Annotated in this window: 27 protein-coding genes and 1 pseudogene; 19 read left to right on the forward strand and 9 right to left on the reverse strand. The window is 35.3% G+C overall.

From position 1 onward, the window contains the following. Positions 1-114: 114 nt before the first annotated feature. The 5 genes from ACWI_RS19170 to ACWI_RS17985 all read right to left on the reverse strand — a co-directional run bounded on the left by ACWI_RS19170 (position 115) and on the right by ACWI_RS17985 (position 3,422). Positions 115-258 carry a hypothetical protein gene (locus tag ACWI_RS19170; RefSeq protein WP_175440983.1) on the reverse strand — a complete coding sequence of 48 codons (144 nt, stop codon included), beginning with the start codon at positions 256-258 and terminating at the stop codon, positions 115-117. Then, entirely contained in the window at positions 259-702 is a 444-nt protein-coding gene (locus ACWI_RS17970; protein WP_070372828.1) for an ImmA/IrrE family metallo-endopeptidase, read from the reverse strand. Between the two features lie 131 nt (positions 703-833). Next, positions 834-1,679: a hypothetical protein gene (locus tag ACWI_RS17975; protein WP_070372829.1), complete on the reverse strand. Its 846-nt coding sequence runs from the start codon at positions 1,677-1,679 to the stop codon at positions 834-836. Then, positions 1,660-2,964: an AAA family ATPase gene (locus ACWI_RS17980; RefSeq protein WP_070372830.1), complete on the reverse strand. Its 1,305-nt coding sequence runs from the start codon at positions 2,962-2,964 to the stop codon at positions 1,660-1,662. Before ACWI_RS17980 ends, ACWI_RS17975 begins: the two co-directional genes overlap by 20 nt. A 62-nt stretch (positions 2,965-3,026) precedes the next feature. Further along, a complete protein-coding gene (locus ACWI_RS17985; RefSeq protein ID WP_070372831.1) occupies positions 3,027-3,422 on the reverse strand; it encodes a helix-turn-helix domain-containing protein in 396 nt (131 codons plus the stop codon). Positions 3,423-3,568: 146 nt separating this feature from the next. On the opposite strand from ACWI_RS17985, the gene ACWI_RS17990 reads away from it, so the two are divergent. Next, positions 3,569-3,814 (forward strand): helix-turn-helix transcriptional regulator, encoded by a 246-nt coding sequence (locus tag ACWI_RS17990; RefSeq protein WP_070372832.1) that lies wholly within the window; start codon positions 3,569-3,571, stop codon positions 3,812-3,814. A gap of 12 nt (positions 3,815-3,826) precedes the next feature. Then, a complete protein-coding gene (locus ACWI_RS18870) occupies positions 3,827-4,048 on the forward strand; it encodes a hypothetical protein (RefSeq protein ID WP_139142414.1) in 222 nt (73 codons plus the stop codon). On the opposite strand, the gene ACWI_RS17995 is transcribed toward ACWI_RS18870, so the two are convergent. Further along, a complete protein-coding gene (locus tag ACWI_RS17995; RefSeq protein WP_070372833.1) occupies positions 4,008-4,529 on the reverse strand; it encodes a hypothetical protein in 522 nt (173 codons plus the stop codon). The two genes, ACWI_RS18870 and ACWI_RS17995, sit on opposite strands and share 41 nt — an antisense overlap. A gap of 81 nt (positions 4,530-4,610) precedes the next feature. Between ACWI_RS17995 and ACWI_RS18000 the strand changes: the two genes are divergently transcribed. Then, positions 4,611-4,790: a hypothetical protein gene (locus tag ACWI_RS18000; RefSeq protein WP_070372834.1), complete on the forward strand. Its 180-nt coding sequence runs from the start codon at positions 4,611-4,613 to the stop codon at positions 4,788-4,790. On the opposite strand, the gene ACWI_RS18005 is transcribed toward ACWI_RS18000, so the two are convergent. After that, entirely contained in the window at positions 4,787-5,281 is a 495-nt protein-coding gene (locus ACWI_RS18005; protein ID WP_070372835.1) for a hypothetical protein, read from the reverse strand. The genes ACWI_RS18000 and ACWI_RS18005 overlap by 4 nt on opposite strands. After that, complete coding sequence (locus ACWI_RS18010; protein WP_070372836.1) at positions 5,232-5,723, reverse strand: hypothetical protein; 492 nt, start codon at positions 5,721-5,723, stop codon at positions 5,232-5,234. Before ACWI_RS18010 ends, ACWI_RS18005 begins: the two co-directional genes overlap by 50 nt. A gap of 77 nt (positions 5,724-5,800) precedes the next feature. Here ACWI_RS18010 and ACWI_RS18015 point away from each other — a divergent pair, with 77 nt between their 5' ends. From ACWI_RS18015 to ACWI_RS18085, 16 genes are all read left to right on the forward strand, one after another. Further along, the gene (locus tag ACWI_RS18015; RefSeq protein ID WP_070372837.1) at positions 5,801-6,067 is read left to right on the forward strand and encodes a helix-turn-helix domain-containing protein; all 267 of its coding nucleotides are present in this window, start codon (positions 5,801-5,803) and stop codon (positions 6,065-6,067) included. A gap of 84 nt (positions 6,068-6,151) precedes the next feature. Beyond that, positions 6,152-6,655, forward strand: coding sequence for a helix-turn-helix domain-containing protein (locus ACWI_RS18020; RefSeq protein WP_070372838.1), 504 nt, complete (start codon positions 6,152-6,154; stop codon positions 6,653-6,655). 59 nt (positions 6,656-6,714) lie between these two features. Then, entirely contained in the window at positions 6,715-6,885 is a 171-nt protein-coding gene (locus ACWI_RS19175) for a hypothetical protein (RefSeq protein WP_175440984.1), read from the forward strand. Further along, on the forward strand, positions 6,882-7,109 hold the full coding sequence (locus ACWI_RS18025) for a hypothetical protein (protein ID WP_070372839.1): 228 nt from the start codon (positions 6,882-6,884) through the stop codon (positions 7,107-7,109). Before ACWI_RS19175 ends, ACWI_RS18025 begins: the two co-directional genes overlap by 4 nt. Next, positions 7,106-7,930: a hypothetical protein gene (locus ACWI_RS18030; RefSeq protein ID WP_070372840.1), complete on the forward strand. Its 825-nt coding sequence runs from the start codon at positions 7,106-7,108 to the stop codon at positions 7,928-7,930. Before ACWI_RS18025 ends, ACWI_RS18030 begins: the two co-directional genes overlap by 4 nt. Further along, positions 7,920-8,231 (forward strand): replicative helicase loader/inhibitor, encoded by a 312-nt coding sequence (locus ACWI_RS18035; protein WP_175440985.1) that lies wholly within the window; start codon positions 7,920-7,922, stop codon positions 8,229-8,231. Before ACWI_RS18030 ends, ACWI_RS18035 begins: the two co-directional genes overlap by 11 nt. Next, entirely contained in the window at positions 8,170-8,583 is a 414-nt protein-coding gene (locus ACWI_RS18040) for a replicative helicase loader/inhibitor (protein WP_139142415.1), read from the forward strand. Before ACWI_RS18035 ends, ACWI_RS18040 begins: the two co-directional genes overlap by 62 nt. A gap of 326 nt (positions 8,584-8,909) precedes the next feature. Further along, on the forward strand, positions 8,910-9,113 hold the full coding sequence (locus ACWI_RS18050) for a helix-turn-helix domain-containing protein (RefSeq protein WP_070372844.1): 204 nt from the start codon (positions 8,910-8,912) through the stop codon (positions 9,111-9,113). Continuing rightward, on the forward strand, positions 9,110-9,628 hold the full coding sequence (locus tag ACWI_RS18055) for a hypothetical protein (protein WP_070372845.1): 519 nt from the start codon (positions 9,110-9,112) through the stop codon (positions 9,626-9,628). The genes ACWI_RS18050 and ACWI_RS18055 overlap by 4 nt, the downstream gene beginning before the upstream one ends. Next, positions 9,625-9,795: a hypothetical protein gene (locus ACWI_RS19180; RefSeq protein ID WP_175440986.1), complete on the forward strand. Its 171-nt coding sequence runs from the start codon at positions 9,625-9,627 to the stop codon at positions 9,793-9,795. The genes ACWI_RS18055 and ACWI_RS19180 overlap by 4 nt, the downstream gene beginning before the upstream one ends. A gap of 81 nt (positions 9,796-9,876) precedes the next feature. Next, the gene (locus ACWI_RS19185) at positions 9,877-10,023 is read left to right on the forward strand and encodes a hypothetical protein (RefSeq protein WP_175440987.1); all 147 of its coding nucleotides are present in this window, start codon (positions 9,877-9,879) and stop codon (positions 10,021-10,023) included. Between the two features lie 47 nt (positions 10,024-10,070). Beyond that, a complete protein-coding gene (locus ACWI_RS18875) occupies positions 10,071-10,586 on the forward strand; it encodes a hypothetical protein (RefSeq protein WP_139142416.1) in 516 nt (171 codons plus the stop codon). An 82-nt stretch (positions 10,587-10,668) separates the two neighbouring features. Continuing rightward, entirely contained in the window at positions 10,669-11,088 is a 420-nt protein-coding gene (locus tag ACWI_RS18065) for a hypothetical protein (RefSeq protein ID WP_070372847.1), read from the forward strand. Between the two features lie 82 nt (positions 11,089-11,170). After that, positions 11,171-11,356 carry a type II toxin-antitoxin system HicA family toxin gene (locus ACWI_RS18070; protein ID WP_070372848.1) on the forward strand — a complete coding sequence of 62 codons (186 nt, stop codon included), beginning with the start codon at positions 11,171-11,173 and terminating at the stop codon, positions 11,354-11,356. 62 nt (positions 11,357-11,418) lie between these two features. After that, complete coding sequence (locus tag ACWI_RS18075; protein WP_070372849.1) at positions 11,419-11,829, forward strand: type II toxin-antitoxin system HicB family antitoxin; 411 nt, start codon at positions 11,419-11,421, stop codon at positions 11,827-11,829. A 245-nt stretch (positions 11,830-12,074) separates the two neighbouring features. Then, complete coding sequence (locus ACWI_RS18085; RefSeq protein WP_070372851.1) at positions 12,075-12,647, forward strand: tyrosine-type recombinase/integrase; 573 nt, start codon at positions 12,075-12,077, stop codon at positions 12,645-12,647. A 76-nt stretch (positions 12,648-12,723) separates the two neighbouring features. Here ACWI_RS18085 and ACWI_RS18090 read toward each other — a convergent pair. Next, positions 12,724-13,063, reverse strand: a pseudogene (locus ACWI_RS18090) (AAA family ATPase); the annotation flags it as partial.

The following is a 13,063-nucleotide window of genomic DNA, read 5'->3' on the forward strand; positions in this document are numbered from 1 at the left end:
CAGATACAAGGATAATTGACTTGAGTTTTGCCCGCAATGGATTTTTGCAATATTGTGCATTTTCCAACTTGCAATACTATGGATTTTTACTTTGCAACTTTCTACATTTTTATTTTACAATAAACATCCAATCTTTTCTTCCATTTCGCTGACACTATTTGCATAAATATCTTTTGGTCGATTATCTTTATAAAACAGCCGGAAGAAGTAATATTCAGTACCGTTCTTTGTTTTTTTCTTATACGTTTTTCTTGCCATTTAGAATAACCTCATTTCTTTATTCCTTGGTTCAGTTATTAATGCTGCACGTTTTATTACATATTCAACAGGAACGCCGTATTTTTCAGAAAGTTCCCACTCATTTAATTGTTCCAGATCTTTTTCAAACATACCTGGAGGCATAAGAAAATAAGCTGCAAAAGCATTGGCTTGAGCTTCAGATCGGCTGGAATGGATGAAAAAATCATGTAGAAGAATATGACCAAGTTCATGAGCAAGTGATATGCGAAATTCAGTATCCGGAAGGTTTGCGACAAAAAGAGTTTGGTCAAAAACACAGGATTTTCTGAGAGTGGGAATAATCACGATATCAAAATCATGATCAATGATTATTTGCTCAATGGCGTAGATAGGGATGGGGAATTCTGAAATATTATTTGCCTTCAATGTGTTATAAGCGCACTTTTTAGAAAATTTAAACATGACACCTCCTAAGAAAAAAAAGAACGTAAGTTCTGTTTTTCTTAGGATTATACCACAAAACATACGTTCTGTCTTTGGGTTTGGTGAGGAAATTTCTGTTGTGTGAAAAAATTAGGTTTGCTAAAAATAAGTCAGCAATTAATAAGAATATGCAAATGCTTTTCTTGTTCATATGACCTTAAGTTTTCAAATAATATTGTTGATTGAAAGTCTTCTAATCTATAAGCACAACGAAATGAACTTGCAATATCTTCTTTGCTTTTAGATTTGTTTGTATGAAAATAAATTGAATAACATAAAAAGGAAATGAAATCATGCCCATTAATAATATCGAAGTAGTAGTCGTGATCAAAACACTCTGCAGTATCATAGGTATTACAAAACTCATCCAGCATATAAAAGTGATGTTGTCTGTTCGGGTTCCATGTTTTGATTTTTGAAATTACGTTTCCATGATTTAAGTAACAATGTTCATCAATGCAACCATCAAATGAAAATTTACTAAATTTAAAACCTGCTCCGCTGTCGTGATTTAATTTTCTTAATTCACCCAGAAATCTTAGGTTAAAAAAAACATCTTCCAATATTTCAGTTGAGCTCTTTAAACCTCTGTAATATTCAGAGCATACACTACTAAAAACAGTTTCATTTTTAGCAATCATCATCTCGAGACAATTGTGATCATAATAAAAATGTTTTTCTATAGTTTCAATTTGTTCATAATCTCTGTCATATAAGCCAATAACACGATAATTATTGTCAAAATAATCTACGATTTCTCTAACACCATTTTTGCCAGAAAAGGATTCATAGAGATATACTGAATTCGTTACTTTAGATTGAATAAATGATAGATCATCTAATCCTTCCACTATTAAATAAATATCCTGTTTGTATATATCCACAGATTGCATGAAGTTTATGTCATTTATGATAGCATTTTTATCTAATTCTATTCTAATTGAATTCGCGGCCATACAGTTCACCTAAATCAATTTGAATGTCCCAGTGGTTATTTATGATTTGCGGAGAATGAGTTGCGACTATAGCTTTTAAACTCACATTTTCAGCAACTTTCAATAAATCATCTAAAAACCTCTTTTGCCAAGCAATGTGTAAGGAAATTTCAGGTTCATCTATTAATAATAGAAGCTCGCTATCAGTATTGAAAATCAAGTCATAAAATAGAACAATTTCTTGTTTTTCACCAGAAGATAAATCCTCTAATGATAAAGATTTATTATTATCAATATCGACAACAACAAAGCCATCATTAGTTATTCGAATTTCTTTGAACAATAATCTCTCATTAATAATATTTGTAAATAATTCTAATTTAGTAAGTAATGGCTCAAATACACTGTATTTTACAGCAAAATCATCAAAGTATATTTTAAAAGCAATGGAAAATTCATCTTTATAAGCGTTTCTCTCAAAAATCGTAATATCTTGATCAATTAAGGCGTATTTACTTAATCTTTTAAATTTGATAAATGCTTCTTCTAATTTTATTTTGAATTCAGAACTGCTTTTAAGACCTTTTTTTGCTGAGAAAAGTCGTTGGGGGTAAGTACTGTCAAGTCTATTGGAAACTTGTGAATATTGTTCTGATATTTTAGAGATTTCCTTTTTTAAATCATTTGGTATATCACTGATTACATGTCGCATTTTTTTTTCATTGTAAGTTTTTGATTTTTTTTTAGTGCTTTTAATTTCTTGAATTAGTCGTTGTTCAGATATGAGCCTTACACGACCGCACAAACTTTTCATTTCTTCCGTTAATTTAAAAAGTTTATTTGCTTGAAAAAGGATTTCCTTTTTAGCTTCGATATTACTGATTTCTTTATAAGAATCATCAAGGTTATGCATAGTTTCAGTATTAAATTTAAAGATTTCATTGTTTTCATATGAGTTTTCTAAAAAACACATTTTATTTTCAAAGATAACTTTGTTATTTAGAAAATAATTACCATTTTTCGTGTAACGCCGTAATATTGGTTCGATGCTGACCCCATTGATACTAAAGTATTTATCTTCTTTTCGTATACATACTTCCTTTTTATGAGATTTTAGAATAATTGTTAGAAAATTTAGTTTTCTAAAAAAAACAAGGTCACCATTGCTTGCTGCTTCAATTATTTTAAGAATAGTTGATTTTCCAAACCCATTTGGACCTGTTAAAATAGTGATTCCACCATCTTTTAAATCGATTTCATAATCAAATCGACCAAACAACTTTGTGATAACTAGGTTTTCTAACATTTGTGCCTCCATAAATTATAAAAATTCTTATGAAAAATAAAGCAGACTAGAATAAAGCCTGCTTATTTTCCCTTATTCTGTTCTCTTAAAGCTTTCTGCCCTTTTAAAAACTGCAGTAAATCTCTTTTCTCTTCATCAGACCAATCGCCATAGTCCTGAAACATAGCCGTGGTTACGTTATCTTTCAGAAAATCTTCCAGTTCTTTGGTGTAGTTGTGCTCATCATGCAGATCCTGGTCAACGTCACGGATCGGGTTAGGATCGTCGGTGCGACCATTTAAATAATCAAGTGAAACATTAAAAAAATCAGCTATCTTATTAAATGTTTCGCTATCTGGGTCTCTTTTGTCAATTTCATACAACGAAAGCGAAGATCTTGATATTGATAGTTTCTCAGCGAGATCATCTTGAGTGTAACCCATATTTTTTCGTAAGTTTTTTAAACGTTCACCAATCATAATAACACCTCTTTCATGATTATACTCTACAAATTGTAGCTTTTCAAACAATGCTGCAAAATGTAGCGTAAAATTATAAATAACACTTGACTGCTTCAAAATGTAGCTATATAATAATGTTACAATATGTAGCAAGGAGGTGTGGAATGAAACGAGAAAAGCTATATGAACTACGGAAAGAAGCGAATTTTACCCAAAAACAAATATCTGAGCTTGCAAATATTAATCGCAGCTACTATGGATTAATTGAAAATGGGGAAAGGAATCCTTCATTGCCAATAGCAGAAGATATTTCTGAAGCGTTAGGTAAAAATGTCGAAGAAGTATTTGAAAATGAAGTTTTTTTTGCGAACAAATGCTACGATATGAAGCGAAAAACCAAAGCCAGTTAGGAGGTGAGGAGGATGGAAAGTAAAAAAAATAATTACGATTTATATCCGACAAAATTAAAAATAGTATCAACCCTTGGATATGGTAAGCCAGTCTATACACAGGATGGACGAATTATTAGTGGCGAACCTGCTGTAACAATAAGCTTAGACATCAATGCTGATATATGTGATAAGGATGAAGTGGCCAATGCAGTCAGGAGAGCTTGTCAGAAACTTCAAGAATGCTTTGACTGATCGTTTTAAGAGCATCTAACTCGGTTTCAACATCAGTTTTTAGACGATATAGACTTTTACGGAAAGTAAGATCGATCGAATAACTTTCTTTGATAGTACGACCAAGTGTTTCGTAAGTCACAATGACATTAAATATTTGAGCATCATCGTTATTTAAATCGAAATGCGTTTTAAATGATTGGCCTGGTGCGAAAAAGATGTTTTTGAAATCGGTCAATAAAGGTCGGTTATTACGATGAATTTTTGATTTATCTACCGGTAACGGCGGGTCGAACTCAACAGATAAAAGGACCCCACTTGTTTTACCAAAGTTTTTTAAGACAATGCTTTTGTAGTCATCTGGCCTTTCACGATCGATGTATAAAACAATATATGCACGATTTGATTCTTCAACGATGTTTCTATTCTGTTGAAGAGTTGCTAAAGAAATTATTAGAGCAATGAAGGCGACGAGTAAACTAATGGCTTCAAATCCTTGCATGAGTTATTTCCTCCTCAAGATTAATTAATTCATTATATCAGAGTTAAGGAAAAACAAAAAGCCAGTTAGGAGGTGAGAAGGATGGAAGAGAATAGAAAAAGTTCAAAATATGTGGAGGAATATTGGGAAAATGTTGCCCGAAATTTCGAAATTGCGAATCAGAAAGCAGAAGAAGATAAGAAAAGGTTTTTATTTTTTTTTAGGGCATACTTAGTTTGTAATTGCTTTCTGATTGCATCGATATTATTTAATGTTTGCTAAGATTCTTGTAAATATTGATTTATAAAGTATTCATTCTTAGCATTGGAACGTTTAATTACTTCACTTAAGACATATAATTCATCGGTCATTGGTTCTCCTGCAGGTGGAATTAACTCAGGTACAATATATTGGTCAGCTTGAACAAGTAATTTGTAATTTGTTTTATACTCAGTTGCATTATCAGGAACAGGAATAAAACCATGGCTCAATAGGTTCAAGTTAAATATTTTGTTGAATTTTTCTATAAGTTCTTTGTCATTAAGTGAACTAGGATCGTAAACAGTATGTAATAGACAAAAAAAGCCTTCTTTATATGGTGTCCAGTATGAATCCTCTAAAACGTATTCAGAAGTTAATCCGTAAATGAATTGTTGTATTGATGTCGGGGATGGTTGATGATGGCCTATTCTTTCCCATTTTAATTCACCAGCTTCAGTCTGTTTAGTTAGCTTTGAAATTAGTTGTTTTTTTTGTTGCGAAGTAATAATCATGATGATACATCCTTTCTTTTTTAAGGTTACCTGATAATTTTATTAAATGGTCGTTTAAAGCATCAAAATCTGGTTTAGGATTTTTAATTATTTTTTCTATGATTTCCAAACTATCAATTTCTTCAAGGGATAGAATAATTTCAAATCGCTTAATATCTGATATGAGGATTCGGATGTCATTTATTTTTATTGGATCAAGTACTTTAGTCGTGATCACAAATTTTGCCTGTTTGCATAATTGAATTGCTAAGTTATCAGAGGATTTTTCGAGTTCGCCAACAAGTTTGTAATTTTTAAATAAAAACGTATATTTTTCAGCTGCCTTTGCTGAATCTTTCCATTTATAACGAAAAAACATGGCAGCAATCCCAAGAAAAGCACTTAAAAAGGACCAAAGCGGTGAAGTAAGCAAGTTATTTATAAAAGTGGGATCTTTATCCATATAAACTCCTTTTTGTTAAGTATAACAAAAGAGTGAGTAATTGAAAAGATAAATAAAGCCAACAAGGAGGTGAGAAAATGCAAGCACAGAACACAGATATTTTAACATTACTTGGAACCATAATCGAGCAGTTGGTAAAGGAAGAAGTTGCAAAACCAAAAGCAGAGCCGGAAACATTACTGCTTAAGCCAAGGGAAGCGGCTGAGAAGCTGGGGTTACCCTATAATCGAATACGGTCATTATACCTATACGATGACACATTTCCGGCTTTTAAAATTGGTCAGCGGTACTATGTAAATATAGCATTGGCTGAAAAATGGGTTGAAGAAAGATCAAAGAATTAAGCGTGGATCTAAGAGGTTATTGAAGGGATTCGGGAGAATTTATTTTCTATATCTTAATTCTAAACGAAAGGATCAGAAAAGAACATGAAAGAATCATACAGAAGTATTTACAGAATCTGCAGAGATCGTTCCGGTTTAACCCAGGAAGAAGCAGCACCGAAGCTTGGGATTTCGGTTCGGGCATTGGGGAGTTATGAAGCTTATTCAATCGATATTGGGAAGCATATGCCACCGGAAGATGTTGTGCTGAACATGGCAAAATTATACGGTACACCATGGTTACCGTTAATTCATCTTAAAGAAAATACTTTAATAGGCAGGGAAATATTCCCGGATGTCGAGTTAACAGACCTCCCACTGGCATTTTTAAAGTTTCAAGCCGAAATAGGCGATATACAGCCTTTAGAAAGCGCAATGAGAAAGGTTATCCTGGATAATCATATTGATGAACACGAAATAGAAACATCGGAAATGTTCATAAAAGAATTAATGGAGGGCATTATGTCCGGTTGGAGTTTGATTTTCTCCGCAATAGAAAAAAGACCGCTGCGGGAACAGCGATCTCAAGTTATTACCCTGACTAGGTAAATATTCTTTTGTAAATTTTAGCATAAAAAAATGCGTTTGTATAGTGGGGAAAGGTCGGGATGAAGAAAAATAGAACGAGTGATGAGGATAAGATTCAGTATCTGAAAATGATGTCTCTCTATGAAAGAGAATCAACACGTCAAAAAGGTGATGAAAAATTTAGAAAAATGATTAACCGGTTCCGGGTGAGTATTAAGCTGGAACCGGAATATTTGGAGGAAGAAACATGAGCTATTCATTACAGAGAGTAATTGAAATTTTAGAAAAAAAGGGATTTGTGGCAGAAGAATCAAAAAATAATGGGGTACTGCATTTTACGGCTCCGGGATATAAAGAAATCAAGATGAAATCAGATGGTGTTAAGCATTATTTTAAGGTGCTGACTAAATTTACAACCAATTTGAGAACTGCCCTGGAATGGGCAGGCGTTGAAAAGCTGGAGGATGTGGCGTGAATTATAGTTTTGATGTAGATGTAGCTGAAAAGCTGGGGGTTAATGCTGCAATTGTTGTTCAAAATCTTCAGTTTTGGATTAAGAAAAATGAAGCCAATGATAAGCACTTTCATGATGGACGGTACTGGACATTTAATAGTATCAAGGCATGGAAAGATTTATTTCCGTTTTGGACAGATCGACAAATTCGGAAGATATTGGATGATTTAATCGAAAAAAGAATCATCATAAAAGGCAATTATAATGAATTAAAGTATGATCGTACTTTGTGGTATGCATTTACCGATTATGGTATTTCCATTTTACATAATTGTCAAATGAAAGTGACAGATTTGTCAAATAGAAGTGACAGGAATGTCGAACCTATACCAGATATAAACACATATATAAACACAGATGTAAACACAGATAAAGAGAGTACCACTGAAGCCACTGTAATTGAAATAGCAGAGAAACCAGAAAAGTTGGATCTGGATAATGTGGTTAAGGAGTTCAATCAAGTAGTTTCTCGTTTGCCAAAAGTAACGACCCTGACCCCCAAGCGTCGCAATACCATTCAGCAGCGGATCAAGGAGCATGGACGGGAAGCAGTAAGCATATGTTTTTTTAAAACTGGCAAAAGTGATTTTCTATGCGGGATTAATGATCGGGGATGGATGGCCAGCTTCGACTGGATTTTGAAACCTGAAAATTTTGTGAGGATCGTTGAGGGCGTATTTGATAACAAGGTAACTATCCCCAAGAATCTACAGGGGGCCGTGAGTAATTTGGCAAACCAGATGAGTGGCAAGAAGGAAGATGGTGATATTTTTGGACTCTGAAGAAATCGCTAAAATCTTAACTGTAATATCTGCTGTCTACCCGAATTTCAAAGTGGATGGCGCTGGAATTATGAATACGACCTGGCATGCATTACTCAAGGATCTTGATTATAAACATGCCAGCGAAGCATTGTTTAAACTGCTTAAAGTGATGAAGTTTCCTCCAACACCGGCGGATATCATCGAAATGGCAAAAGTTGAAAAGTTGTTAAATTTTGAAAGACAGGAGGAATTAAAAATTGAATCATGCGGAAACCCACGACTTTCTGGAGGAAATGCAGGGATGCTTTCCTCGGATTAGTTCAAAAGCAACAGCAATAGAAACATGGCAGGAAATTCTTGAAAAAGTGCCTTATGAGACTTGCCACAAGGCGTATATAAAATTTTTGAAAGCGGGAGAAACACGGGAACCAAAACCCGGAGATATTCTCGCGCTGGCTAGAACGTTATATAAAGTTACTCAGATTGAGTCTGTGGCGTGTGATATCTGTAAGGGGAGCGGAATGCTGATGCTGATTGATCCAGATGGCCATGAAAGTGTTGGCCGGTGTTCTTGTGAGAATGGAAAGAAATACCCTGGGTTCCCGATAGTAAAACTTGATTTTTATCGTTATAACCAGATGGGTAGGATAGAAACCACCTATGGGGCTTGAGGTGTTGAATGATTTATTTAATTGCTGACACAAGCAGATTTGAATGGCCATTGGCCACGGCTGGGAGTTTAAATGAACTTGCGAAAATGTGCAATACTACGGTCAACCATATCAGTGTCATAATTTGCCGTGGCAGAGCTACAAAACTATTTAATGGCCGACCAGCTATGATTTATAAATTTCAGGAGGAAATGGAAACGTGAATAATAATTGTCAAAGTTGTCAAAATAGACATGGGAGATTATGCAGCAAATACAGCGAAATGATTGATCTGATTAAAGTGGAAGGTAGCATTTTAGAATTTAAACCAGCAAAGGAATGTGAAAATGAACATTGGAGAACGAATCAAAAAAGAGCGTGAACAGCTTGGGTGGTCTCAGGAAGCATTGGCATTCTCTGCAGGTGTATCGCAAAGGTGTATCAGCCATTATGAACTTGGTCAACGAGAACCGCAATATGAAACGATTAAGAAAATCATGAAAGCTCTGGGGTTTCAAGTGCAGTTAGTAAAGATGGAGGGTGAAAAATGAATGTTGAAGATATTAAATTCTTGATTGAATTACAAGGAAAGTTAAATAGTCAGGAAAATGATGGCAATGCCAATCCTGTATTTTGGGGAGTGATGGAAGAGCAGAAAGTTCCAGCGCTTCCTGGGTGTGAAGACGGGGTTGAATTGGCCATTGATTCAGAAAGAGTTTATTCTGAGGACGAACTTGACGAATTAAAACAGTGGATGAGCGATGTCGGGTATTTTAACGAATGTGAATTGGATTCGATTTATGATTTAGAGGATGCAAAAGGAGTTCTTATAGAAAAAGATATCGACTGCGAAATCTATACTTACAGAATTGAAGGTGTATTAACCAAAAATACAGGCGCATTTTTAACAAAGGAAGCTTGCCGGGAATACATTGATCAGTTTGGGTACAATCATTCAAAACCTTATACTTATGCGATGACAGCATATCGAAATTTTGAGTTGGAAAAATTACTAAAAATTATTAAAACAGCGGATTTCGAAATTCTATTGGAGGCTAATATATGAATAAGTACCGAAAGCTTCAGACAATAAAACACGCTCTGCAATATTACATTACCAGGCCAGATGCAAATCCGAAAGATATTGAACAAGAAAAGGTATTACTTGAAAAGATCAAAGAAGATATTCGTACATTGAAATCAAAGTGGTATGGCAGTGGAGCCAAAGGATGAATTGGATCTGTGAAGGTTGTTCTTACATTGATTGTCCATCATATATTTGTATCTGGGCGTGTCCCAGAAAAGGAGGAACGCATGAAAGGGAAAAAGAAAAACGCTTGTAAAAAGAAGGAGTGTAAGCACTACAATAATTATTTCAAAAATAATTGTTCAGCTTCGGCAAATGCACATCGTTTAAAGAGGTGCCAGAATTATGAAATGAGTATTCATGCTATAAGTTGATTTGGATGAAAAAGCGCATAAAATAAGTCAGAGTCGGAGGTTACTAAATGAAGTTCCCGCATTGGTTGAAAATTTCAATAGTACTATTATTTTTAGTAAACTTTACATTCATTGCTTGTTCTGGCGTGGCAGAAGCTAAAGGTAGCTCAGTTTCGGTAAAGCCGAGTGTGTCTAAACCAAGTGTTTCCACTTGTAAGCCAAGCGTATCGACAAGTAAACCATCAACTTCGAGTAAGCCGAGCAATGCAAGCAGCTCGTCAAGCACAGGCAAAACAAACGTTACAAGCAGCTATAAACCAGCCACGACCATTACATACAGTACAAAATCAGTAGAATCAAGTAGTTATTACGCTTTTAGTAACAAAAAATTTGATTTTTCGAGACCATATAAGTCATTAAAAAACTACGACTATTCAACGATTATGAGTAGTACCTTTTATTATAGAAATTCGTTTTTATCAAATTACCTTGATTATTTAATCATCCAAAATTTATTAAACGACGAAGAAGACGATGATAAAAATAATGATGCGTGGTTACTAATGTATATGATTTTCAAGTAATGATTGAGCCGAAAAAGCCCATAAAAAAAGGAGCTTTCGCCCCAAGTTGCTCATAAAACTATTTTAACATGGGGGGAAGCGAATGTCAAAGATTAAGAGTATTACGGCCATGATCAATATAGAGACGAATTGTAGGGACAATCTGGTTCGCAGAAAAGGGAGACTGATGAACCAGATTGCTCCCGATGGTATTAAAACAAGTAATCTGGGGGATGATCTGGATGCGTCATGCATTCACGGTAACCAGTCAAGAGCTTTTGAAGATATTCTTCCGGAGGTCATGGAGTTGCAACAACAAATTAATGAACACAACCGGGAGATTGATGTTCTCGTTAATTTGAAAAACCAGATCCTTGAGCAGATAAGTAGTATTGATAATGTGAATACAAAGGTTAAATATCTGAGGGATCAGGTTGGTTACAGTTTGCAGGAGATTGCGTTGGTGCTGGGGTATAGCTACGACTATATAAGAGAAATATCGGCTTCCTTAAACAAAAATTAAGATACGCCTAATACGCACAAAAAGATTGATATAAATGCGTATTAGGCGTATAATTTAGCTAAGATCATATAGGAGGTGTTTTATGACATTTCGTGAAGCGGTTAAGATGATCGAAAAAGATGGTTGGGTTTTAGATACCGTTAGAGGTTCTCACCATCATTTCAAACATCCAATTAAACCAGGAAAAGTCACAATTCCAATTCCTAAGCATAACGACTTGAATAGTCGTACTATAAAAAGCATTAGGAAGCAGGCGGGGCTTGAATAGCCCCTTTACACACCTGCCTATGTAAAATATTTAATATATCAGTATTGTAAGGAGGTAGAAAAATGTCTAAGAAGTCGACTTATCCTGCGGTATTTTATCCTTGGGACGATGGAAAAGGATATACGGTTGAAGTGCCGGATCTACCAGGGTGCGTATCCGAAGGCGAAGATTTGGCAACTGCTATCGAAATGGCAGAAGATGCTGCGAGCGGCTGGATCGTAGGAGAACTTGAAGATGGAAAGGAGGTACCTAGCCCAAGTAGATTTGCTGAGATTATCCCCGAAGAAGAAGGTGCATTTGTACAATATCTTGTTCTGGATATTTCAGAATATTCTAGAAAGTATGGGAAAAAAGTAGTCAAAAAGAATTTGACAATTCCTGCATGGCTTGCAACAAGAGCACAGGAACAAAACGTAAATTTTTCAAAAGTATTGCAAGATGCATTAATTGAAAAAATGCATTTGCAGAAATAAGAAAATTTATGAATGACAACTTAAGCGGTCATTACACATAAAAAAGTCAGTTAAGCTGACTTTTTTTATTGCAATTAATTTTGAGAAAGTAATTTGAATAGATGTAGTGCTTCTTAAATCCCACAATTTACCCCACAGCAATTTTTTTAAAACCATGATATTATCTAACATAGCAAAGTAGGTAAAGAATTGAGCAGCCGGAAAGGTTGCTTTTTTTATTTTAAAAAGGAGGGTGTGATCATGAAATGAAAAAGCGACCATCAAATCCCATAAAGGATATTGATAATGTTCTGAATATTCAGGATTATTTGTTAGCTAATAGCCAAAGGGAGCAGGAAGGATTGCGGAATTATGTTTTGTTTGTGGTTGGCATAACGACCGGCTTTCGTGCCGGTGATCTGGTTAAGCTGCAGGTGAGAGATGTGAAGGAAGCCATCCGTTCTGGAGAGTTCCTTATTCTAGAGGGAAAGAAAAAGAATGCAAAGAACATCAGAGAAAAAAACAGGAAGCCGCGATCTGCTGAAATCCTACCAGCTGTCGCAAAGATATTGAGGGACTATATCAAAGACAAACAGGATTATGATTACATGTTTCCCAGTCGTAAAGGTGGGCCGATTGGAGTTCAGGCAGTGAGTAATATTCTTAAAGATGCCGGTGAATACTTTGGCTTGAGAAATATCTCAGCGCATAGCATGAGAAAGACATACGCTTACAAAATATTCCGAGACAATGTAAATTTTCACATTATTTCGGACTGGTTTAATCACAATAAAACGGATGAAAAAGAACGGAATAATGTAAAAATTATGAGTTGTTGAAAATAAAACGCCAGTCTTTAATCACATAATCACGCTTTATTTCTCCAGAAAAAAAGGGAAGTAACGCCGTCAGGCGTTAAATCCCAGCTTCCGCAGAAGCGGCAAAAACAATCTCTTCATCGATAAGATCGGTTTGCTTTTGAAAGGCGAGAATCAGACATTGGGTAACCAGATTACCGACTAATCGGGGATAACCGCCAGTGGATGACGAAATGGCTTCATAAGCATTCTCGTTGATCAGATTCCGTGAAACACCGGCATGCTTAAACCGGTGTTTGATATAGTCCCGGACCTCATCCGGTGTCAGCGGCGAGAAATGAAACCGGGTCACCAGTCGCTGATCCAGCGACCGGTTCTGGTTTAAGGCCAGGCGGTTGGCCAGCGTTGGTAAACCAGTGAGAATCAGGATAAAAGGC

This window comes from Acetobacterium wieringae (assembly GCF_001766835.1).
Lineage (GTDB): Bacteria > Bacillota > Clostridia > Eubacteriales > Eubacteriaceae > Acetobacterium > Acetobacterium wieringae.

Coding starts and splice junctions, on each gene's coding strand:
- ACWI_RS19170 (WP_175440983.1), bottom strand. CDS start 258: ATGGCAAGAAAAACGTATAAGAAAAAAACAAAGAACGGTACTGAATAT.
- ACWI_RS17970 (WP_070372828.1), bottom strand. CDS start 702: ATGTTTAAATTTTCTAAAAAGTGCGCTTATAACACATTGAAGGCAAAT.
- ACWI_RS17975 (WP_070372829.1), bottom strand. CDS start 1,679: ATGGCCGCGAATTCAATTAGAATAGAATTAGATAAAAATGCTATCATA.
- ACWI_RS17980 (WP_070372830.1), bottom strand. CDS start 2,964: ATGTTAGAAAACCTAGTTATCACAAAGTTGTTTGGTCGATTTGATTAT.
- ACWI_RS17985 (WP_070372831.1), bottom strand. CDS start 3,422: ATGATTGGTGAACGTTTAAAAAACTTACGAAAAAATATGGGTTACACT.
- ACWI_RS17990 (WP_070372832.1), top strand. CDS start 3,569: ATGAAACGAGAAAAGCTATATGAACTACGGAAAGAAGCGAATTTTACC.
- ACWI_RS18870 (WP_139142414.1), top strand. CDS start 3,827: ATGGAAAGTAAAAAAAATAATTACGATTTATATCCGACAAAATTAAAA.
- ACWI_RS17995 (WP_070372833.1), bottom strand. CDS start 4,529: ATGCAAGGATTTGAAGCCATTAGTTTACTCGTCGCCTTCATTGCTCTA.
- ACWI_RS18000 (WP_070372834.1), top strand. CDS start 4,611: ATGGAAGAGAATAGAAAAAGTTCAAAATATGTGGAGGAATATTGGGAA.
- ACWI_RS18005 (WP_070372835.1), bottom strand. CDS start 5,281: ATGATTATTACTTCGCAACAAAAAAAACAACTAATTTCAAAGCTAACT.
- ACWI_RS18010 (WP_070372836.1), bottom strand. CDS start 5,723: ATGGATAAAGATCCCACTTTTATAAATAACTTGCTTACTTCACCGCTT.
- ACWI_RS18015 (WP_070372837.1), top strand. CDS start 5,801: ATGCAAGCACAGAACACAGATATTTTAACATTACTTGGAACCATAATC.
- ACWI_RS18020 (WP_070372838.1), top strand. CDS start 6,152: ATGAAAGAATCATACAGAAGTATTTACAGAATCTGCAGAGATCGTTCC.
- ACWI_RS19175 (WP_175440984.1), top strand. CDS start 6,715: ATGAAGAAAAATAGAACGAGTGATGAGGATAAGATTCAGTATCTGAAA.
- ACWI_RS18025 (WP_070372839.1), top strand. CDS start 6,882: ATGAGCTATTCATTACAGAGAGTAATTGAAATTTTAGAAAAAAAGGGA.
- ACWI_RS18050 (WP_070372844.1), top strand. CDS start 8,910: ATGAACATTGGAGAACGAATCAAAAAAGAGCGTGAACAGCTTGGGTGG.
- ACWI_RS18055 (WP_070372845.1), top strand. CDS start 9,110: ATGAATGTTGAAGATATTAAATTCTTGATTGAATTACAAGGAAAGTTA.
- ACWI_RS19180 (WP_175440986.1), top strand. CDS start 9,625: ATGAATAAGTACCGAAAGCTTCAGACAATAAAACACGCTCTGCAATAT.
- ACWI_RS19185 (WP_175440987.1), top strand. CDS start 9,877: ATGAAAGGGAAAAAGAAAAACGCTTGTAAAAAGAAGGAGTGTAAGCAC.
- ACWI_RS18875 (WP_139142416.1), top strand. CDS start 10,071: ATGAAGTTCCCGCATTGGTTGAAAATTTCAATAGTACTATTATTTTTA.
- ACWI_RS18065 (WP_070372847.1), top strand. CDS start 10,669: ATGTCAAAGATTAAGAGTATTACGGCCATGATCAATATAGAGACGAAT.
- ACWI_RS18070 (WP_070372848.1), top strand. CDS start 11,171: ATGACATTTCGTGAAGCGGTTAAGATGATCGAAAAAGATGGTTGGGTT.
- ACWI_RS18075 (WP_070372849.1), top strand. CDS start 11,419: ATGTCTAAGAAGTCGACTTATCCTGCGGTATTTTATCCTTGGGACGAT.
- ACWI_RS18085 (WP_070372851.1), top strand. CDS start 12,075: ATGAAAAAGCGACCATCAAATCCCATAAAGGATATTGATAATGTTCTG.